The sequence below is a fragment of the Pseudomonas azotoformans genome, from assembly GCF_001579805.1.
GTDB lineage: Bacteria > Pseudomonadota > Gammaproteobacteria > Pseudomonadales > Pseudomonadaceae > Aquipseudomonas > Aquipseudomonas azotoformans_A.
Map to the genome: position 1 here is coordinate 5,925,407 of NZ_CP014546.1, position 19,570 is coordinate 5,944,976.

Sequence of the window (19,570 nt, forward strand, 5' to 3'; positions counted from 1 at the left end):
TCAAGGGAGAGGCTCGCGGGGCAAAGTAATGGGGGGCCGGGTGGACGGCGGCGGCAGGCGCTTGGCGTAGAAGCTCAAGGTTTGCGTGCGGCCGTCCAGGCTGAATCGGGCGGATTGCGGAGTCAGGTGGTCCAGGCGCCAGCCGTTGGGCAAGGCCTGGCCGAGGCGGACCGTCAGGGCGCGGCCGTCGGCCTGCTTGAGCATGGCCATTTGCAGATTGCCGGTGATCATGATGCCGCTGAGGGTCAGGTTGGCCAGGCTGGTGACCTGGGCTTTGCCCACGACGCGATCCGGGCTGCGATCCGGGCTGAACAACGGCGCCTGCCACGTGGCGGCGAGGTGTTCCAGCGGAACACTCGGCGCGACCTGCACCTGAGCGGTGGGATGGGCGCGTGTGGGCGCGTCAGGCAGCCATTGCGGCTCATCACCGATGCTGCTGAGGATCACCGCCATCAACACGCCCAGCAATCCCGACAAGCCGAGCAGGCCCCACTCCACGGGGCGTAATCTGCTGATCATGGCGTCACCCGCGCCGGTTGCAGGTAACCGCGCACCAGCAGGTGCACCACCAACTTGCCTGCACCGCCATTGGCGGGCGCCTGCTGGCTGCGACGAATACGCAGTTCATCCACGAACAAGAACGGCGGCTGATACTCCAGCTCATGCAACAGCGCTTCCAGGGGTTCGATGGCGCAATCGAGGGTCAGGCTGACCTTGACCTGGCGATACGGCTCGCCGTCGTCCTGCTCCGGCGTGATGGGCTTGCGCTGGGTCAGGCTGCAACCGCCGCCGAGGTTGGCGTGGCTGTTGATCAGGTCGGCAAGGCGCTGCATCAGGTCGGCGGCCACCACGTCGGGGTCATCCCCCGGCAACAGACTGGTGCTGCTGGCGGGGTCCTGGCGGGCTTGCTCAAGCTGTTGGCGCAGCGCATCACGTTGACGCAACACGCCGGCGTAGCGTTGCTGTTGCTCGCGCAACTGTTCGGCCTGTTCGCCCATGTCGCGCAGGGGGCCGGCGAACCAGCTGTCGACCAGCAGCCAGTAGGCCGTGCCGAGCACCAACGCCAACACCAGCAAGGCAGTGCCGCGGCGTTCACGGGGCGTGAGGGGTCGGCGCATCGGCGGCCTCCTGGCGTAGGTGGGCGCGCAAGGCAAACTGGTCCTTGCCGGTGCGGGCATCGGGTTGGATCACCCCTTCGAACTGGGCGTTCTCCAGGCTGCGGCAGCCTTTGATGCGGGTAATCAGTGCGCTGGCCTTGGCGCTTTGACCTGAGAGGGAAATCTCGGCGTCCTTGACGTCCAACTGATCCAGCCAGGTGTCGGCGGGCAGGCAAGTGGTCAGGTCGTTGAGTAGCGCGGCCAGGGGCGGTTGCGCCAGTTTGCGCCGGATGAGGTACTGGGCCGCGCCACGGGTATTGAGCAGTTGCTGGCGCAGGGCATGCACCTCGGCGACCTCGGCTTTCTGTTGCTGGACGCTGGCGTGCATGGCGTCGATGACACGTTGACGGTCGTTGAGCCACAGCAGCATCGCCGCGATCAGCAAGGCCCCGCACAACCACGGCAGGCTGCGTTGCAAACCCATGCCCGGCGGACGCTGGCGCGGGCGCAGCGGCGGCGGCAGCAGGTCGATGCCGAGGTTGGCCGCATCCACGCGATGGGGGTGCAGGCCGAGTGCAGCGCAGTCGGTGAGGATCGGGTCCAGGCGTTCGCGCAGGATCGCCACCAGCGTGACCTCAAGGTGCGTCGGCGTGCGCCGTTCCTGGCGCGCGACGAAGTAGAGTTGGTCGGCCTCGAACGGGGTGTAGCGGTCCAGCTCATAACCCACCACCGCGTTGAGGTTACGCGCGGCGGCCAAAGGCAGTTGCACGTGTTGCAGCAATACGTCATCCGCGCCGAGCATCAACACCTGGCGCGTACTGCCCGCCACGACCGGCGCCGCCAACGGCCAGTGATGGATCTGCTCCGGCGGTTCTGGTCGTGCCAGCCAGCTCGGCACACAGGCGCGCAGCTCCGCGAGCCACAAGCGCCAACCCTGTTGCAGCAGGCTGCCACGCCAGTGCCGGGCGATGGGTTCCAGTCGATTCATTCTTGCCAACGCAACACCCGATAGGGTTGTGCGCTGTCCTCCGTTGGGCTCAATAAAACGGTGACTTGCAGCCGCGCCTGATAACCGCCGGGGCGCTCGGCGCGGCTGTCGACGACGAGTACTTCGCCCGGATCGGCACCTTCGGCGTTCTGGTGCGCCAGGTTCAGTGCCTTGCGCATCAGCGGACTGGCGAAGGCGGGATCGGGGCGATCCAGGTCGCTCCACAAGGTGATCTCGGGCAGCAACTGGCTGTAGAGGGTTTGGGTCATGCCGGGCAGTTGGCGCACTTCTTCCAGCACCCGGAACGGCGCCAGGCCTTGTTGGCGGCGCGCGTCGAGGGCCTTGGACAGTTGCGTCGCCTGGGCCGGGGTGGCGCCGCAGGCCAGAGCCAGGCGGGTGAAATCCTGCGCCTGCGCGTTGATCAGGTAGAGTTTGCCGCGTTCGCTGCGCAGGCTGACGTGCAGCTGGGCATCATCAAACGTCAGGGGGATCTCGCGACCATCGGCCACCCAGCGCCGGTCGGCCATGACCAGGGCGATACCGGCTTCGGCGGCCAGCACGGTCTGTGTGTGCTGGCGCAGCCACAAGGCCTGGCGGCTTTCCAGCTGCACCCAGCCGGCCAGGCCGCCGAGCAACACGCTGAGCAACGCCAGCACCCACAGCACCAGCAGCAGGGCCGCACCGCGTTGGCGCCTCATTCTTCCACGCTCCCGCTGGACAGGTTCAAGCGCAGGGCAATCACCTGGGTCAACCAGGGCACCGGGCCATCGACGTTGGCGGCGATGCGCACGGCCACAGGCAGGCGCCTGGGCCATGGCCAGTCACTGACCCAACCGGTGGGCTGACCTAGCGCAGACACGCCGCGATAACTGAACTGCACGCCCCCGAGGTTGCTCAGCAATACCTGGGGTTCACGCTGAGAAAAACCGACCTGCAACGTCTGTTCGACCCGTTGCAGGCTGAACCGGTGGATCCCACCACCGAGCACACCGGGCAAGGTCGAGACGAATTCCAGCCGCTGCGCCGTGCCGACAAAAAACCCATCGCCCTCACCCACCGCCAGCGGCAACGCCTCGCTGATCGCCGTACGCAAAAACTGTTGGGCGGCGCGCACTTCATCCAGGCTCACGGTATACGCCTGGGCCTTGGACACGGCACGATTGGCACCCAGCAATGCGCCCCCAACCAGCACCAGCAAAACGCCCAACAAACTGAGCACCACGAGGATTTCCAGCAAGGTAAAGCCCTGCTCGCGGCGTTTCACAGGCGCGCCTTCAAGGTGCTGAAACGGGCCTGGTGCGGGCCCTCACTGAGGACCAGGTCGAGGCGAAAAATATGGGTTTGTTGTCGGGTACTGGTCAGTTGCCAGCGGATGCCATCGAGTTCGCCCTGGCTGACGCCGTTGCTCAATCGCCCTGCTGCCTCTTGATCGAAAATCGTCAGCGCCGCATGGGTAAGCCGATCACTGTGGGCCACCTGGGACAACGAGCGCGCGCTTTGGCCGAAGGCAACCAGCAGCACCGTGCTGCACACCGCCATCAGCGTCAGTGCGGCAAGCATTTCCAGCAGCGTGAAACCGCCTTGCCGCTTCATGGCAGCGCCTTGGATTGCACGCTGCCGGTGAGCCAGCCGATATCGATGCGCCAACGCCGGATTCCATTGGCCACCAACAGATTGCCACCGGTGGAGCTGCCGTCGGGATAGAACTCGACGCCAGGGCCCACCTGTTCCGCAGTGTGCAGCGTCACTTGCAGCTCGGACGGCCAACGTTGCAACGCACGCCCCGGCGCCTGGAACGTGCGCTCCGCCAGATCAAACGACGTGCGCGCCGCCTGCCCGCTGACTATCGCCCCGGCCCGCGTGGTGCGCAGCGCCTCCACCATCTGCCCTACCGCACGGCGTTCTTTCGCCGCCTGCAGGCCCTGGCGCACGCCCAGCCCCAGCAAGCTGGCGGCGAGGCTGATCAACAGGATCACCACCAGCATCTCCAGCAGGGTAAAACCGCGCTGGAACATGGCGGCGTTACTCCCAATTGCCCAGGTCGGCGCTATAACCTTCGCCACCCGGTTGGCCATCCTGGCCGTAGAAGATCAGGTCGAAGGCGCCGTGCTCGCCGGGAAAACGATAGCCGAAGGCATGCCCGAACGGGTCCTTGAGGTCTGACGGCTTGGCATAGCCGCCAGGTCTGTCCACCAGCTGTTGCAGGCTGGTGGGTGGCGCGCCGACGTCAAGGGCGTAGCTGTCGATCTTCATGCTCAGGCTGGCCAGTTGCGCCTTGCCCGCGCCGTACTTGCCCTTGTCCACATTGCCGCCGACCTGGCGCACGACGATGGTGGCAACGATGCCCAGCAGCACGATTACCGCAAGCATTTCCAACAGGGTGAAACCGCTTTGGCGGCGGGGTTTTCTCATGGGTCAAGCTCCTTCATATATTGCTGGTCAGGCTCATCAGCGGCAGCATGATCGCCAACATGATCACCGCCACCAGCACCGCCATGACCACGGTCAAAGACGGCACCAGTGCGGCAAGCAGGCGGTCGATACCGCGCTTGGCTTCGACGTCGAAAATGTCGGCCACCTTGAGCAGCATGTGGTCGAGTTCGCCGGCCTGTTCGCCGACTTCAATCATTTGCAGGGCCAGTTCGGGCAACAACGGCTGGCTGCCAAACGCGCTGGCGAGGGTGCCGCCGCCTTTTACCGATTCCGCCGCATGCGCCACCTGAGCCTGCAACGCGCGGTTGGTGCAGACTTGGCGCGCAATTACCAAGGCTTGCAGCAACGCCACGCCGTTGCTGAGCAGCGTGCCGAGGGTACGCGTCAGGCGTGCCGCCTCGACCCGTTGCAGCAACGGGCCGACCACGCGAATGCCGAGCAGGCGTCGATCGTATTGTTCCCGAAATGCTGGATTGCGCAGGCGTACGGCCCAGCCCCCACCGCCTACGATCAGCCCGGCCAACACCACCAGGCCATAGGCGCCGAGGAACTCACCCAAGGCCAGAATCACTTCGGTGATCAACGGAATCGGCACGCCCAGGTCCTGGAAGATCGGCACGAACTGCGGCACCACATACGCCAGCAATAACGCCAGGGAACCGAGCACGCCCACCACCAGGAAGGCCGGATAGATCAGCGCATTGATCACCTCGCCGCGCAGCCGCTCGCTGCGTTCCAGGTAATCGCTGAGCTGACGCAGGGTACTTTCCAGCGCGCCACCGGCTTCACCGGCACGCACCATGCTCAGGTACAACGGTGAGAAGCTGCCGCCCTCTTGTTCCAATGCGGCGGACAGGGGTTTACCCGCCTTGACGTGATCGCGGATGCGCTCGATCAGTGCGCGCACCTGGGGTTGGCCGGGTTGCCTGAGCAGCAGCCCAAGGGAACGCTCAAGGGGCTGGCCGGCGCCCAGCAACGTGGCCAGCTGCTGGGTAAAACTCACCAACGCCGCGCCCTTCAACTGCCCGCGTGGGTTGCGCAGTAACGGGCTGCCGGCCGCCTCAATCTGCAACAGCAGCAGGCCACGCTTGTGCAGGGTCGCGACGGCGGCGACTTGGTCCTTGGCTTCCAGCGTACCGTTGTGCGGCACACCGTGGCTGTCCAGGGCGCGGAACTTGAACAGGCTCACGCGCCGTCCCCACGGGTAACGCGCAGCACTTCTTCCAACGAGGTAATACCCGCCAGCGCTTGGCGCAGTCCCTCTTCATACAGGGTGCGCAAACCGGCGCGGCGAGCAGCCTGTTCCAACGTGGCGGCATCAGCGTGACGCATCAACAGGCCGCGCAGTTCGTCGTTCATTACCAGCAGCTCGGTCAGGGCACTGCGGCCGTGATAGTCACCGCGATAGAGCAGGATCGGCCGTTGTTCGGTCAGACGATCCAGCCCATGTTCTGCGATCAGTTCCGGCGGCGCTTCAAAGGCCACGCGGCTGGCCGGGTCCAGGCGCCGCACCAGGCGCTGGGCGAGAATGCCGCTGACGGTCGAGGCGATCAGGTAGCTTTCCACCCCCATGTCCAGCAGCCGCGTGATACTCGCCGCGGCGCTGTTGGTGTGCAGGGTGGAAAGCACCAAGTGACCGGTCAGCGACGATTGAATGGCGATGCGGCAGGTTTCCAGGTCGCGGATCTCGCCGATCATGATCACGTCCGGGTCCTGGCGCACGATGGAGCGCAGCGCCCCGGCGAAGTCCAGGCCGATGGCGGGCTTGACCTGGATCTGGTTGATGCCTTCGAGTTGGTATTCCACCGGGTCTTCCACGGTGATGATCTTGCGCTCGGCGGTGTTGAGCCGCGACAGCGCGGTGTAGAGCGTGGTGGTCTTGCCGGAACCGGTGGGCCCGGTGACCAGCAGGATGCCGTGGGGCCGTTCCAGCAGGTCGAGGAAAGTGGCCAGGCGCTGGCCGTCGAAGCCCAGGCTCGGGAAGTCGAACTGCACGGTTTGCCGGTCCAGCAGGCGCAGCACCACCGACTCACCGAAACTGGTGGGCACCGTGGACACGCGAAGGTCGAGTTCCTTGCCCTGGATACGCAGCATGATGCGCCCGTCCTGGGGCAGCCGACGTTCGGCGATGTCCAGCCGCGCCATGATCTTCACCCGCGAAATCACCGCCGCCGACGAACTGGCCGGCGGCGCTTCAGCATCGTGCAACACGCCGTCGATGCGGTAGCGCACCTTGAGCTGGCTTTCGAAAGGTTCGATATGGATATCCGAGGCGCGCTGTTCCACGGCGCGCTGCAGGATCAGGTTGACCAGCCGGATCACCGGCGCTTCGGACGCCATGTCCTTGAGGTGTTCGATATCTTCCTGGGTGCCGCCCTGCTCATCGAGGTTCTCGATCAGCGTGCCCATCGCCGAGCGGCCCTGGCCGTAGTAGCGCTCGATCAGGGTGTCGACTTCGTTGCGCGGGCCGATCGCCAGCCACACCGGCACCTGGCACGCATAGGCCAGGGCCTCGAACGGATAATGTTGCGCAGGGTTGGCCGCCAGTACCCGCAGGCCGTTGTGGTTCCAACCCATGGGCACCACTTGATAGTGACGCATGAAGCGTTCGGTCAGTGCAGGCAAGGGATCGAGCAACGGCGGTGCGGCGTCGGCCAGCAGCAGCGGCGCGTCGAGCAACGCGGCCCAGGCACGCGCCAGTTCGACTTCGGAGACCAGGCCCAAGCGCGTCAGCAGGCTCAGCAGGTCGTCCGTGGACAAGCGTCGGGCGCGCTCCAGGTCCACCGTTTTCAGCCCGGCATGCTGCATCAGCCACGCGCACACCTGTTCGGGGTGCGGGATCTGCATCTGGCAGGCATCGATAGGCGCTGACGACATAATGTTCAGGTATCTAGTGTTGCGAGAAAGTATGGCTATTTGAAACTACGGAAACATGCCATTAGTTAGCCACAACCCCGTATAGAGTAAGCCGGGGTTATCGACTGGAAGTTATAGACCTAGTTCCGGAAGGAGGGGAATAAAATAAACATAATCGCCAAGACACTTGCACCAGAGCCTTAGCAGCTAATAGCCATCATCCCACTAGTTGCAATTAGCCACTTAGGCGCTTTCACGCGCAATCAAACGGCACTGCAATAAATTCAAACGCGTTACTTCATCTTCAACAGGCAGCACCCCCAAACTTTCCAGGACACGCGTAGCGGCCAATACACCTATTTCCAATGCGGGCGGTTTGATCGTACTCAGGCTCGGCAGCAGCATTTCGGCGAACGGGTAATCGCCGAAACCGAGCACTGCGCACTTCTCGGGGATCTTCAGTCCGGCCCGCTGCCCAGCCAGCAAACCACCGGCCGCCAGGTTGTCATTGGCGAAGAAGATCGCATCCGGCGGCGTGGCATGGCTCATCAATACTTCCATGGCCTGTTTACCCGCTTCGAAGGGTGCGCGATCTGGGTCAGGAGAGAAGACCCAGGGCTGCACACCCAACGCGGTCAAGGTCGCGGCGAAGCCCTCACCCCGCTCCATGGCGCTGAAGTCCCCGGCTGCACTGTTCTGCACAAACGCAATACGCCGATAGCCTTGGGCATGCAGGTAACGCGCGGCGGTGACGCCCACTTCGTAGTGGGAAAACCCGATCTGCAACGGTGCGCGTTCGGGCACGTAGTCCCAGGTCTCTACCACCGGGATATCCGCGTCGGCGATCATCTTTTCAGTCGCCGCGCTGTGGAAGCGGCTGGTCAGCACCAGCGCCGCCGGCGACCAGCCAAGGAACGCGCGCACCGCACTCTCTTCCTGCTCGGCGCTGAAGTAACTGGACGCCAGCAACAGTTGATAGCCATGCCGGCTGAGGGTGTCGCTGAAGCCCTGGATGGTATTGGCAAAGATCGGCCCCGAGATGTTCGGGATCACCATCGCCACAATGCGCCCACGTGCCGAGGCCAGCCCGCCGGCCACCAGGTTGGGCACATAGCCCAGCTCGGCCACCACCTCGGCGATGCGCTCGCGGCGTTCGGGCGAGACCTGCTCCGGCTGGTTGAAGTAACGCGACACGGTAATTGCCGACACCCCGGCCTGACGGGCCACGGTATTCAAGGTGACACGCCCGGCGCCACGGCGTTTGCGCGGTTTGTCTTCGCTCACGGGATGATCCTGTTAAAAACCAAAAAGAATATAGGACTAATTTTTCAGTATTTGACGTTCTAAAACAGACCTACCAATATGCCGATGTTAGCGCTAACAAAGCGCGTTGTCTGCTACTCGCTCGAGCGAATGCCAAAGACATTTCACAGGCGCTGACGGTCGCAAGAACCGCAGCGGTTCAGGGCATTCTTTTCGAGCGGGCACAGCATGCACAACTTCCAACGCAGCACTTTCCTGATCCTGGCCGGGTTGACCGCCCTTCCCGCCCCCGGTGCCTTTGCGGCCGATGCGCAGGAGCCGACACTCAAATCCGTGACCGTCACCGCCACCCGCCGCGAAGAATCGCTGCAAAAAGTCCCGGTGGCCGTCTCGGTCCTCGATGGCGAACAGCTGGAGCGCGACAACCGCAACAGCGTGGCGAGCATCGCGCAGCAGGTGCCGTCGCTGAACTTCCGCACCGGCGCCTCGAACAAGGACACCTCGTTGTTCGTGCGCGGTGTGGGCACCATTTCCACCTCCCCCGGCGTCGAGCCGACGGTGGCCACGGTGATCGACGGTGTGGTCTACGCCCGCCCCGGCCAGGCCACCCTCGACCTGCTCGACCTGGAACGCATCGAGGTTCTGCGCGGCCCCCAAGGCACGCTGTTCGGCAAGAACGCCTCAGCCGGCGTGCTGAACATCACCAGCAAGGCGCCCACTGCTGAAACCCACGGCTATATCGACCAATCCTTCTACAGCGGCAACGAAAGCCGCACCCGGTTCGGCATCGGCGGCAGCCTGGTGCCGGATGTGCTCAAAGGTTCGATCAGTACGCTGTTCGGCAGCTACGACGGTAATGTCGACAACCAGCACAATGGCCAGGAGGTCAACGGCTACAACCACAAGGGCATTCGCGGCAAGTTGGAATTCACCCCCAACGACGACTTGAAACTGACCCTGATCGCTGACTACATGCAGTCCCACGACGACGCGCCGAATGGCGTGGTCAGCAAGTCCCTGACCCCGGCGTTCGCCAACGCGCTGAGCCCGGTGCGGGCCTCCAGCGACAACCGCGACATCAACACCGACACACGCAGCCATGTGCAAGACATCAACAAAGGCTTGTCCGCCCAGCTGGACTGGAACCTCGGCGACTACACCCTGACGTCGATCACCGCCTGGCGTGGCTGGGACAACACCCAATACCAGGACGGCGACCGCCTTGGCACGGTGACCGCCGCATTCCCCGGTACCGCCGACAAAGGCCAGTTGGAGTTCAACCAGTACTCCCAGGAACTGCGCCTGGCCTCGCCCAAGGGTGAGTTCCTGGAATATGTCGGCGGCCTGTTCTACATGCACGGCAAGGACGAAGAAACCTACCAGCGCACCCTCACGACCACCACACGCACCGACCGTGGCATCGCCGACTACAGCACCACCAACGACAGCTACGCGGTGTTCGGCGAGACCACGCTGAACTTCACCTCGCGCTTTCGTGGCATCGCCGGTCTGCGCTACACCCACGATGACCTGAAATACGATCACCGCCGCGTCTCCACTTCGGCCACCACGGTCAGCGGGATTCAGCCGGCCACGTCCAGTTCCGGCTCGGTGGACGAAGACGGTTGGTCCGGGCGCCTGGGTGTGCAGTACGACATCAGCGACAGCGTCACCAGCTACCTGACCTATTCGCGCGGCTACAAAGGCCCGGCGTACAACGTGTTCTTCAATATGCAGCCGCGTGACACCGACGCGCTCAAGCCGGAAACCTCCAACACCTGGGAAGCCGGGATCAAGGCCACCGCCTGGAACAACCGCCTGACCACCAACCTGGCGGTGTTCCACAGCGATTACGACAACTACCAAGCCAACTTTTTCGACACGGTCGCCGGGCAAGTGGTGACGCGCCTGATCAACGCCGGCAGCGTCAGCACCGAAGGCGTCGAGCTGGATTACGCCTTGCAGGCCACCCAGCAACTCAAGCTGTCCGGTGCCCTGGCCTACACCCGCGCGCGCATCGATGAATTCGCCTGCCCGGCCGGTGCCGCCGCAACCTGCAACGTGAATGGCAAGCCGCTGCCTTTCAGCCCGGACTGGAAAAGCTACGTGCGCGCCGACTACACCATCCCTCTGGATAACGGCTTGGACATCGAGCTGGGCACCGACTACAGCTGGCAGAGCGAAGTGCAGTACGACATCAGCCAGAACCTTGACACCAAACAAGGTGCCTACGGCATCTGGAACGCCAGCGTGGCCCTGGCCGACTACAGCAATGGCTGGCGCGTCGCCTTCCTGGCGAAGAACCTCGCCGACAAATCCTACTCACCGCTGCTGGCCAGCGGCGGCAACTACATTTACCGCGCCGTGCCCCGTGACGATGAACGTTACTTCGGCGTGCAACTGCGCAAGGATTTCTAAGCATGAGCCGTCAACTCAAACTCGGCGCCTTCCTCATGGCCACCGGGCACCACGTCGCCGCCTGGCGCCACCCGGACGTGCCGGCCAATGCCGGGCTGGATGTTGCCCAGTACAAGCACCTGGCGCGGGTGGCTGAAGCGGCCAGGTTCGATGCGCTGTTCGTGGCCGATAGCATTGCGGCGGCCACAAGTGACATCGCCAGCCATATGGCGCGTTCGGATCACTTCGAACCGCTGACCTTGCTTTCGGCGTTGAGTGCGGTGACGGACCACATCGGCCTGATCGCCACTGCGACCACCACCTACAACGAGCCCTACCACGTGGCGCGCAAATTCGCCTCGCTGGATCATCTGTCTGGAGGCCGTGCCGGCTGGAACCTGGTCACCTCGGACGCCGCCGCTGAAGCACAGAATTTCGGCCGCGATGAACACCTCGGCCACGCCGCGCGCTACAGCCGCGCCAGGGAGTTTCATCACGTCGTGACCGGGTTGTGGGACAGCTGGGAAGACGATGCCTTCATGCGGGACAAGGCCAGCGGCAACTACTACGACCCCACGAAGCTGCATGTGCTGGATCACGTCGGTGAACATTTCCGCGTCAAGGGCCCGCTGAACGTGGCGCGCTCACCCCAGGGCCAACCGGTGATCGTGCAGGCGGGCTCGTCGGAAACCGGCCGCGAACTGGCCGCGCAAACCGCCGAGGTGGTGTTTACCGCGCAAACGTCGCTGGAGAACGCCCAGGCGTTTTATGCGGATCTCAAGGGGCGCCTTGAAAGATACGGGCGTGAGCCGGGTTCGCTGAAAATCATGCCGGGGGTGTTCGTAGTGGTCGGCCAGACCGAGGCCGAAGCCCAGGCGAAATTCGAGGCGTTCCAGGACCTGGTCGAGCCCGAAGTGGGGGTCGCCCTGTTGGGACGCATGCTGGGTAATTTCGACTTGTCCGGCTACCCGTTGGACGGGCCGTTGCCGGAGTTGCCGCTGACCGACAGCGGGCAACGCAGCCGTCAACAATTGCTCAGTGACCTGGCCCACCGCGAACAACTGACCCTCGCTCAGTTGGGCCGACGGATTGCCGGGGGGCGCGGGCATTACAGCCTGATCGGCACGCCCGCGCAGATCGCCGATGAGCTACAACGCTGGTTCGAAAACGGCGCTGCCGATGGTTTCAACATCCTGGTGCCGCACCTTCCGGGTGGGCTGGAGGATTTCGCCCAATGGGTCGTGCCGGAGCTGCAACGGCGCGGCCTGTTTCGCACCGAATACACCGGCTCCACCTTGCGTGAAAACCTCGGCTTGGCGCGCCCCGAAAACCGCTTCAAAAAGGACGATGCATGAAGATTCCGGCGCTGTTACTCGCCCTGCTGGCCGTCACTCAAACCGCACTGGCGGCCGACCCCACCACCCTGCGCATCGGTTACCAGAAAGGCTCCATCGCCCTGGTACTCGCCAAGGAGCATGGCCTGCTGGAAAAACGCTTCCCGCAGACCAAAGTGAAGTGGATCGAATTCCCCGCCGGCCCGCAGATGCTGGAAGCACTGAACGTGGGCGCACTGGACGTTGGCTCGACCGGCGACATCCCGCCACTGTTCGCCCAGGCGGCGGGTGCGGACCTGGTCTACATCGGCGCCGAACCGCCCAAGCCCAGCGCCGAAACCATCCTGGTGCGCAACGATAGCCCGTTGCATTCAGTCGCGGACCTGAAGGGCAAGAAAGTCGCCTTCCAGAAGGGTTCCAGTTCCCACAACCTGATCCTGCGCGCCCTGAACAAAGCCGGCCTGAGCTACAAGGATATCCAGCCGGTGTACCTGCCACCTGCCGATGCGCGCGCGGCGTTTGAGCGCGGCAGCGTGGATGCCTGGGCGATCTGGGAGCCCTATTCATCCTTGGCGTTGAGCCAGAGCCCCAGCCATGTGCTGGCCAATGGTGAAGGCCTGGGTTTATCCGGGCCGGTGTATACCGCGCGACGCGACTATGCGAAGACCAATGGCGTGTTTGTACATGACCTGCTAGATGAGCTCAGCGCTGCCGAAGCGCTCACCCGCAGCCAGCGTGAAGACAGTTTGAAGGTGCTGACCGGCTTTATGGGACTGCCTGCTGAGGTGATTGCGCGTTACATGGATAACCGCCCGCCTTCGCCGATCTTGCCGATTGACGACACGATCATCGCGGCGCAGCAGGCGACGGCGGATCTGTTTTATCAGAACCGCCTGTTGCCCAAGGCAATCGACGTGAAGAAAGCAGTGGAAATCAACTGAACTCCCACATTTGACCCGCGTCAGGCTTGAAAACGGGTGCTTTTTTCCACCACGCACATCGGTGTGCCGGACACCGGTTCATTGATGATCTGCACCTGCACATCAAACACCTGCCTCATCAACTCAGCAGTAATCACTGCCTGCGGCGCACCATCAGCCACCAACTTGCCGCCGTGCATCACCGCCAGGTGGTCGGCATACCGACAAGCCTGGTTGATGTCGTGCAGCACCGTGATCACGGTCTTGCCTTCAGCGGCCAGTTCGCCCATCAAGTCCATGAGTTCGACTTGATGGCTGATGTCGAGGTAGGTGGTGGGTTCATCCAGTAACACCACCGGCGCATTCTGCGCCAACACCATCGCCAGCCAGGCGCGTTGACGCTGGCCGCCGGACAGATCGGCCAATGCGCGATCAGCCAACACGTCCAGTTCCAGGCGCTGCATGGCTTGGGTCACGTGAGTTTGATCACTGCCGCTCAAACGCCCCCACAGCGAGTTATGCGGGCTGCGGCCATAGGCGACCAACTGGCGCACGCTGACGCCCTCGGGCACCGGCAGCACCTGCGGCAAGAACGCGATCTGCCGCGCCAACTCGCGGGCAGACAGGCTGGCGTAGGCCTGGCCATCCAGGATCAGTTCGCCCTGGGTCGGTTTGAGAATGCGCGCGAAGGCCTTGAGCAGGGTCGACTTACCGCAGCCATTGGGACCGATCAAGGCGGTGACCTTTCCGGTCGGCGGCGCAAAGGACAGGCCTTGCACGATGCGCGTGGTGCCGTAGCCAATGTCGAGCTGCCGTGCGTGAAGAATACTCATGTGATCAGCCCTTGAACCGTGCCAGCAACCAAAGAAAATACGGTGCGCCAATCACCGCCGTGAGCACCCCGGCGGGGATTTCGCTGGGCGCGATCAACGTGCGCCCCAACGTGTCGGCCAGCACCAGCAGCAACGCACCGATCAGCATCGCCGCAGGTAACAGGTGTTGGTGATGCCCACCCACCAACCGCCGCGCCATGTGCGGCGCGACCAGGCCGATAAAACCGATCGGCCCGATCACCCCCACGCCCAGGCTGGTCAGCAGCACCGCGCAGGCCATCGCCAGCCAGCGTGTGCGACTGAGTGGCGTGCCGAGGCTATGGGCGGCTTCATCGCCGAGGGCGATCAGGTTCAGCGGCTTGGCCAGGCACAGCCCCAACGGGATCAGCACCAGGAACGGCAACATCAGCGCCACATGGTGCCAGTTGCGGCTCCACAGGCTGCCGGTGAGAGCGAGCAACGCGGTGTTGATATCCAGCGGATGGGACAGGATCAGAAACTCGGTAACACTGGACAAAGTCACCGCAATCGCCACCCCGGACAGGGCAAACCGCACACCGGAAAAACTCACCCCGGTGTTGTACAGCGCCAGCAGCAACGCGCCGCCCGCCCCGCCCAGGCAAGCCACCAGCGGCAACCATACAATCGGCAGATGCGGCCAACTGATGATCGCCACGGTCAGCGCCAGCCCGGCGCCTTGGGTCACGCCGAGGATTTCCGGCGAGGCCAACGGGTTGCGGATCACACCCTGCACGATCGCCCCGGCCAGGCCGAAGGCTGCACCTGCAAGGATCGCGATCAGGCTGCGCGGCAGGCGGTGGTTCCAGACTTCGAAGTCGAGGGCGTCGTGGGCCAGCAGGCGGTCCAGCACGGTGTCTGGCGTGAGCCAAACAGTGCCGGCACTGAGGCTGATCAACGTCGCCAGCAGCAACAGGCCCGAGCAGCAGCCACAAACGCAAGGGTGGCCGAGTCATAGGGCGCGCCTGGCAAGAAAGAGGAAGAACGGCGCGCCGATCAGCGCAGTGACCACACCCGCCGGGGTCTCCACCGGAAACGCCACGGCGCGGCTGAGCAGGTCGGCGCCCAGCACGATCACCGCCCCCAATGCCGCGCTCAGCGGGATCAGCCAGCGGTAGTCATTACCGAGAAACTGGCGAAGGATATTCGGCGCGATCAGCCCGACAAACCCGATCGGCCCCACCGCGCAGACGCTCGCGCCGACCAGCAACAGGCTGGCGATGAACACCTGCAAACGCAGGCTGGCAATGCCCACGCCCAGGGAGCGCGCGGCGTCTTCGCCAAGGTTGATCAGGTTCAGGCGCGGCGCGCACCACAGCGCCCACAGGCCGCCGATCAAGGTGCACGGCCACAGCAGTTGCACCTGCGCGGCGCCGACATTGGCCAGGGAACCGGCCAGCCAATTGAGCACGCTTTGCGCCTGGGCCTCGACCAGGATCACCGTGAGCCGGGTCAATGCCGCACACAACGCGGCCACGGCCACACCGGCCAGTACTAGGCGCCCTTGGGCGGTGGTCGGCGACCAGGCGCCGCCGAGGCTGAACACCGTGACCCAGGCCAACGCGCCGCCCAGGCACGTCATCAACAACGCACCACCGGCAAACGGCGGCGCGACCAACCCGGTGGAAAACAGCGCCAAACCCAACGCCGCCCCGGCCGTTACACCAAACAAGGATGGCGAGGCCAGGCGGTTGCGGGTAATGCCTTGCATCAACGCACCGGCCAAGCCCAGGCAGGCGCCGACCAACGCAGCACACAGCGCCCGTGGCACGCGCAATTGGGCGACGATGTAGGCCATATTGCCGCCCACGCTACCCTGGTGAACCAGGCCATTCCACGCATCCGTCGCCGTGATCGTGAACGGCGACCAGCTGTACAGCGACAGCCAGAACAACCCGGCACCCAGCAGCACAATGCCGGCCGCCGCGAGACTTCGCCCCATGCTTATTGGCTCAGTACGGCTTTACCGCCCTTGAGAATCGCCAGCGCGTCTTCGGCGATCTGCTCCGAAGCCAGCACACCGCGATTGCGCGCCCAGCTGTCGCCGTCCACTTCAGCGACCTGTTTATTACGCACCGCGCCCAGCACTTGCCACAGCGGCTGCTTGCTCCAGTTGTCGACGATGCTCGGGCGACGGTAATAACCGACCAGCAACCAACCGGGGTCGAGGGCGAGCAGTTGCTCCAGGCTGACAAACTCGGTGGGCGCGGCGTTGGCGCGCACCGAGGGGACTTTGAGGCCGATGGCTTCGAGCACGCTGCCGGCGTAGGAGTCCGGGCCGTGCACGGAGAAACTGTCTTCACGGGCGACACCAAACAACACGCTGGCGCCGGCCGGGATCTGCTGGGCAATGGCTTTGAGGTTTTCGCGGTTCTTCTGGATGCGCGCTTCCATCTGTTCGCTCTTGCCCAGCGCCTTGCCGATCAGTTCGGCGGATTTCAGGCTGCCCTGGTAATCCTCGCCACGTGACGGCAGCAACAGGGTCGGCGCGATGCTCGCCAGGTCGTTGTACAACGACTGGTGACGGTTGAGGTCAGCAACGATCAGGTCCGGCTTGAGTCGGGCGATTTCCTCGATGCTCGGCTGCGAACGCAGGCCCACGGACTTCCATTGGCCGATGGCCTGGCGCACACGGGGCAACACGCGGTTGGCATCGCCATCATCGGCAGCGCCGACGGGCGTTACCGCGACGGCGGCCAGGCTGTCGAGAAAAGAGAATTCCAGCACCACGACGCGCTTGGGTGCATCGGGCAGATGCACGGCGTGCTGGCCGTCGTTGAGGTCGATGGGCGCGGCGCTCAGCAGGCTTGAAGACAACGCCAACACACAGGCGGCAAGGGAGGGGATGGAGCGCAGCATTCGCATGACAAGGACCTCGGCGTTAAAACACCCCGGCTAGACAGGCTGGGGAAAACGGCGGGTACTATTCCATATCGGGGCGGCGTGATCAAAAAACATTCTCATTAACGCCGAAAATCCAGTGTGAGAGCTGGCTTGCCTGCTCCCACATTTTGATCGACGTACAGCCGTTAGAAGTCGACGGTGGCCGACAGCAGATAGGTGCGCGGCGTGGACAAGGTCAGCCCCGGCTCGCTGTCATCCGAAGCGCCGGCCGAGCTCCAGTAGCGCTTATCAGCGACGTTCTCCACATTCGCCCGCAAGGTGATGTGTTTGTCGTCCACCTTGAACGCGTAGCGCGCACCCAGGTCAACGCGGTTCCAGGCGTCGATTTCCTTGACGTTGGACTGGTCCAGGTACTGCGAGCTAGAGTAGATGCCACGGCTGGTCAGCGTCAGGCCTTCGAGACCCGGCACATCCCATTCGGCGCCAAGGTTAACGTTGTACTTGGGCGTGGCCGGGGCGCGGTTGCCGTCCCAGGTGCCGTTGGTGGTGTCTTTCAGTTCACTGTCGATGTACATCACCCCGCCGAGCAGGCGTAAGCCCTTGAGCGGTTCGCCGAACACACTCAGCTCTACGCCCGAGTTCTCACGTTTGCCATTGGGGCCGAAGAGCCGCGTAGTGGCATTGGTTTCATAGGCTGGCTGCTTGATGCGGAACACGGCGGCAGTCACCGCGAACGCGCCGGCGTCGTACTTGGCGCCCACTTCCACCTGGCGACTGATGAACGGCGGGAAGATCTCGTCTTCGTTTCGCGAGGTGGACGGCGCGATCTTGCCTTGGCTCAGGCCTTCCATGTAGTTGGCGTACAGCGACAATTTGTCGGTGGCCTTGAACAGCAGGCCGCCGGACGGCGAAACCTTTTCTTCGTCGTAGGCCGTGTCGCCTTTGACGCCGTTGCTCCAGTCATCCACCTTCACGCGCTGCCAGCGGGCACCGAGGGTGAGCAACAGGCGGTCGTCGAAGAAGCCCAGGGTGTCGGACAAGGCCACGCCGCTGAATTTGTTTTCGGTGTAGACCTTGGCGTCCTGGCGGGTAGCTGTGGACGGCGTCGGTGTTTGTACCGGGTTGTAGAGATTGCTCGGCGCCGCCCCATAGCGTGCGCCACCGTTGGTGAAGTCCATATCGAAGTAGCTGGCGGCGAGGTTGACCTCATGGGTGACTGGCCCGGTATGGAACCAGTTACGCACGCCAGCGGTGTAGGTGCGCACGTTTTCATCGCGGGTGAAATCCCGTGGCTGCACGCTGAAATCACCGGCCGCATTGGACACGGACACCGCGTGGCGCAGGAAGTCGTGGTTGCTTTTGCGCGCGCCCACGCCGCCGTAGAGCATCACGTTGTCGCTGAGGTCGTACTCGGCATTGACCGTGCCGAACGTGTCGTTGGTGCGGGCCTTGCTCCAGGATTGCGCATAATTGCGGCGCACGTCGTTAGCGCTGGGCACCGGCGCTGCGGCCGCCACCTGCACGCGCTCTTGCGGTGCATCGGTGTCGCGCTCGGTGTGGCCGATGTCGGTGGAAAGGCGCAGGCGTTCGCCACGGAAATCCAGGCCCAGCACGGCCATTTCGCGGTCGACGCTCTGGTGGTCCCAGGCGGTGTCGCCGGACTGCTTCACACCGTTGAAACGGATGCCGTACTGGTTGTCTTCGCCAAAGCGTCGACCAATGTCCACCGCACCGCCGGCCTGGCTGTCGGACGCCCAGTTGCCGGTGAACGAGTTGATGTCCTTGTCGGTGGCGCGCTTGGGCACCACGTTGATCCCGCCGCCCACGCTGCCACGCGGAGAGATGCCGTTGATCAACTGGCTCGGGCCTTTGAGGATGTCGACGCGGTCGGCCATTTCCATGTCGATGGTGTAGGTCGGCAGCACGCCATACAGGCCGTTGTAGGCTACGTCACTGTTGAACAGGCTGAAGCCACGGATGGTGAACTGCTCGTAACGCCCACCGGCGGGGTTGGTCGCGCGCACCGAGGGGTCGGCGGCGATCAGGTCGCCGAGGGTGCGGGCCTGTTGGTTCTTCACCGCATCCGCGGTGTAAGTGGTGATGCTGAACGGGGTTTCCATGAAGTCCCGCGTGCCGAGCATACCTTGGGCCGTGCGGCGCGCCACCTGGCCGCCGGCGTAGGTGTCGCCGTCATACAGGCCGGTGGTGCCGAGGATCGACGTCGGGGCCAACTCCAGCGTGCTGCCGTCCGGCGCCGGCACCAGCATGTAGCTCTGTGCGCCCATCGGTTGCAGTTGCAGGCCAGAGCCTTGCAGCAAGCGCGCAAAGCCCTCCTCCACTCCATATTCGCCGGACAAACCACTGCTGCTGCGCCCGCTGACCAACGCCGGGTCCACCGACAGGTTGACACCCGCCAACCCGGCGAAGCGGGTGAGCGCCGCACTCAGGCTGCCGGCGGGCACCTGATAACTACGGCGGGTGGCGGTGTCTTCGGCATAGCTGACGGCAGCGAAAAACGGGCTGGCGCTGAGACTCAGCAGCAGGCTCAGTTTGAGCAAGGGACGGACGACGGGCATTGGCGGAAGCT

Annotated in this window: 18 protein-coding genes and 1 pseudogene; 3 read left to right on the forward strand and 16 right to left on the reverse strand. The window is 64.0% G+C overall.

Features of this window, described 5'->3' with window-relative positions; genetic code table 11:
- The 11 genes from AYR47_RS27120 to AYR47_RS27170 all read right to left on the reverse strand — a co-directional run bounded on the left by AYR47_RS27120 (position 1) and on the right by AYR47_RS27170 (position 8,658).
- A complete protein-coding gene (locus AYR47_RS27120; RefSeq protein ID WP_061449049.1) occupies positions 1-519 on the reverse strand; it encodes a hypothetical protein in 519 nt (172 codons plus the stop codon).
- A complete protein-coding gene (gspM, locus tag AYR47_RS27125; protein WP_033903056.1) occupies positions 516-1,118 on the reverse strand; it encodes a type II secretion system protein GspM in 603 nt (200 codons plus the stop codon). Before gspM ends, AYR47_RS27120 begins: the two co-directional genes overlap by 4 nt.
- The gene (locus tag AYR47_RS27130; RefSeq protein WP_061449050.1) at positions 1,093-2,085 is read right to left on the reverse strand and encodes a PilN domain-containing protein; all 993 of its coding nucleotides are present in this window, start codon (positions 2,083-2,085) and stop codon (positions 1,093-1,095) included. Before AYR47_RS27130 ends, gspM begins: the two co-directional genes overlap by 26 nt.
- On the reverse strand, positions 2,082-2,783 hold the full coding sequence (locus AYR47_RS27135) for a hypothetical protein (RefSeq protein WP_033901696.1): 702 nt from the start codon (positions 2,781-2,783) through the stop codon (positions 2,082-2,084). Before AYR47_RS27135 ends, AYR47_RS27130 begins: the two co-directional genes overlap by 4 nt.
- The gene (locus tag AYR47_RS27140) at positions 2,780-3,349 is read right to left on the reverse strand and encodes a prepilin-type N-terminal cleavage/methylation domain-containing protein (RefSeq protein WP_033901697.1); all 570 of its coding nucleotides are present in this window, start codon (positions 3,347-3,349) and stop codon (positions 2,780-2,782) included. Before AYR47_RS27140 ends, AYR47_RS27135 begins: the two co-directional genes overlap by 4 nt.
- The gene (locus AYR47_RS27145) at positions 3,346-3,678 is read right to left on the reverse strand and encodes a type II secretion system protein (protein WP_061449051.1); all 333 of its coding nucleotides are present in this window, start codon (positions 3,676-3,678) and stop codon (positions 3,346-3,348) included. The genes AYR47_RS27140 and AYR47_RS27145 overlap by 4 nt, the downstream gene beginning before the upstream one ends.
- Positions 3,675-4,100: a pilus assembly FimT family protein gene (locus tag AYR47_RS27150; RefSeq protein ID WP_033901699.1), complete on the reverse strand. Its 426-nt coding sequence runs from the start codon at positions 4,098-4,100 to the stop codon at positions 3,675-3,677. Before AYR47_RS27150 ends, AYR47_RS27145 begins: the two co-directional genes overlap by 4 nt.
- Before the next feature lie 7 nt (positions 4,101-4,107).
- Positions 4,108-4,497, reverse strand: a complete 390-nt coding sequence (locus AYR47_RS27155) for a type II secretion system protein GspG (RefSeq protein WP_016978124.1) — start codon at positions 4,495-4,497, stop codon at positions 4,108-4,110.
- Positions 4,498-4,510: 13 nt separating this feature from the next.
- A complete protein-coding gene (gspF, locus tag AYR47_RS27160; protein WP_061449052.1) occupies positions 4,511-5,707 on the reverse strand; it encodes a type II secretion system inner membrane protein GspF in 1,197 nt (398 codons plus the stop codon).
- The gene (gene gspE, locus AYR47_RS27165; RefSeq protein WP_420492078.1) at positions 5,704-7,365 is read right to left on the reverse strand and encodes a type II secretion system ATPase GspE; all 1,662 of its coding nucleotides are present in this window, start codon (positions 7,363-7,365) and stop codon (positions 5,704-5,706) included. The genes gspF and gspE overlap by 4 nt, the downstream gene beginning before the upstream one ends.
- Before the next feature lie 252 nt (positions 7,366-7,617).
- Entirely contained in the window at positions 7,618-8,658 is a 1,041-nt protein-coding gene (locus tag AYR47_RS27170; protein ID WP_061449054.1) for a LacI family DNA-binding transcriptional regulator, read from the reverse strand.
- Positions 8,659-8,865: 207 nt separating this feature from the next.
- Between AYR47_RS27170 and AYR47_RS27175 the strand changes: the two genes are divergently transcribed.
- From AYR47_RS27175 to AYR47_RS27185, 3 genes are read left to right on the forward strand one after another with little or no spacing between them, the layout of a single operon-like run.
- Positions 8,866-11,055, forward strand: coding sequence for a TonB-dependent receptor (locus AYR47_RS27175; protein ID WP_061449055.1), 2,190 nt, complete (start codon positions 8,866-8,868; stop codon positions 11,053-11,055).
- 2 nt (positions 11,056-11,057) lie between these two features.
- Positions 11,058-12,389 (forward strand): LLM class flavin-dependent oxidoreductase, encoded by a 1,332-nt coding sequence (locus AYR47_RS27180; protein ID WP_033901705.1) that lies wholly within the window; start codon positions 11,058-11,060, stop codon positions 12,387-12,389.
- A complete protein-coding gene (locus AYR47_RS27185; protein WP_033901706.1) occupies positions 12,386-13,309 on the forward strand; it encodes a sulfonate ABC transporter substrate-binding protein in 924 nt (307 codons plus the stop codon). The genes AYR47_RS27180 and AYR47_RS27185 overlap by 4 nt, the downstream gene beginning before the upstream one ends.
- A gap of 20 nt (positions 13,310-13,329) precedes the next feature.
- Here AYR47_RS27185 and fecE read toward each other — a convergent pair whose 3' ends face one another.
- From fecE to AYR47_RS27210, 5 genes and pseudogenes are all read right to left on the reverse strand, one after another.
- The gene (fecE, locus tag AYR47_RS27190; protein ID WP_033901707.1) at positions 13,330-14,121 is read right to left on the reverse strand and encodes a Fe(3+) dicitrate ABC transporter ATP-binding protein FecE; all 792 of its coding nucleotides are present in this window, start codon (positions 14,119-14,121) and stop codon (positions 13,330-13,332) included.
- Between the two features lie 4 nt (positions 14,122-14,125).
- Positions 14,126-15,095, reverse strand: a pseudogene (locus AYR47_RS27195) (iron chelate uptake ABC transporter family permease subunit).
- Positions 15,092-16,081 (reverse strand): iron-dicitrate ABC transporter permease FecC, encoded by a 990-nt coding sequence (fecC, locus tag AYR47_RS27200; protein WP_033901709.1) that lies wholly within the window; start codon positions 16,079-16,081, stop codon positions 15,092-15,094. Before fecC ends, AYR47_RS27195 begins: the two are co-directional and overlap by 4 nt.
- 2 nt (positions 16,082-16,083) lie before the next feature.
- The gene (locus AYR47_RS27205) at positions 16,084-16,998 is read right to left on the reverse strand and encodes a Fe(3+) dicitrate ABC transporter substrate-binding protein (RefSeq protein ID WP_420492079.1); all 915 of its coding nucleotides are present in this window, start codon (positions 16,996-16,998) and stop codon (positions 16,084-16,086) included.
- Positions 16,999-17,168: 170 nt separating this feature from the next.
- Positions 17,169-19,559 carry a TonB-dependent receptor gene (locus tag AYR47_RS27210; protein WP_033901711.1) on the reverse strand — a complete coding sequence of 797 codons (2,391 nt, stop codon included), beginning with the start codon at positions 19,557-19,559 and terminating at the stop codon, positions 17,169-17,171.
- Positions 19,560-19,570 lie beyond the last annotated feature (11 nt).

What these genes read in the sequence shown, in the direction of transcription:
- AYR47_RS27145 (WP_061449051.1), bottom strand. Translation starts at nt 3,678, where the DNA reads ATGAAGCGGCAAGGCGGTTTCACGCTGCTGGAAATGCTTGCCGCACTG.
- AYR47_RS27130 (WP_061449050.1), bottom strand. Translation starts at nt 2,085, where the DNA reads ATGAATCGACTGGAACCCATCGCCCGGCACTGGCGTGGCAGCCTGCTG.
- AYR47_RS27205 (WP_420492079.1), bottom strand. Translation starts at nt 16,998, where the DNA reads ATGCTGCGCTCCATCCCCTCCCTTGCCGCCTGTGTGTTGGCGTTGTCT.
- AYR47_RS27185 (WP_033901706.1), top strand. Translation starts at nt 12,386, where the DNA reads ATGAAGATTCCGGCGCTGTTACTCGCCCTGCTGGCCGTCACTCAAACC.
- AYR47_RS27120 (WP_061449049.1), bottom strand. Translation starts at nt 519, where the DNA reads ATGATCAGCAGATTACGCCCCGTGGAGTGGGGCCTGCTCGGCTTGTCG.
- gspE (WP_420492078.1), bottom strand. Translation starts at nt 7,365, where the DNA reads ATGCAGATCCCGCACCCCGAACAGGTGTGCGCGTGGCTGATGCAGCAT.
- AYR47_RS27150 (WP_033901699.1), bottom strand. Translation starts at nt 4,100, where the DNA reads ATGTTCCAGCGCGGTTTTACCCTGCTGGAGATGCTGGTGGTGATCCTG.
- fecC (WP_033901709.1), bottom strand. Translation starts at nt 16,081, where the DNA reads ATGGGGCGAAGTCTCGCGGCGGCCGGCATTGTGCTGCTGGGTGCCGGG.
- AYR47_RS27175 (WP_061449055.1), top strand. Translation starts at nt 8,866, where the DNA reads ATGCACAACTTCCAACGCAGCACTTTCCTGATCCTGGCCGGGTTGACC.
- AYR47_RS27180 (WP_033901705.1), top strand. Translation starts at nt 11,058, where the DNA reads ATGAGCCGTCAACTCAAACTCGGCGCCTTCCTCATGGCCACCGGGCAC.
- AYR47_RS27135 (WP_033901696.1), bottom strand. Translation starts at nt 2,783, where the DNA reads ATGAGGCGCCAACGCGGTGCGGCCCTGCTGCTGGTGCTGTGGGTGCTG.
- AYR47_RS27155 (WP_016978124.1), bottom strand. Translation starts at nt 4,497, where the DNA reads ATGAGAAAACCCCGCCGCCAAAGCGGTTTCACCCTGTTGGAAATGCTT.
- fecE (WP_033901707.1), bottom strand. Translation starts at nt 14,121, where the DNA reads ATGAGTATTCTTCACGCACGGCAGCTCGACATTGGCTACGGCACCACG.
- AYR47_RS27210 (WP_033901711.1), bottom strand. Translation starts at nt 19,559, where the DNA reads ATGCCCGTCGTCCGTCCCTTGCTCAAACTGAGCCTGCTGCTGAGTCTC.
- gspM (WP_033903056.1), bottom strand. Translation starts at nt 1,118, where the DNA reads ATGCGCCGACCCCTCACGCCCCGTGAACGCCGCGGCACTGCCTTGCTG.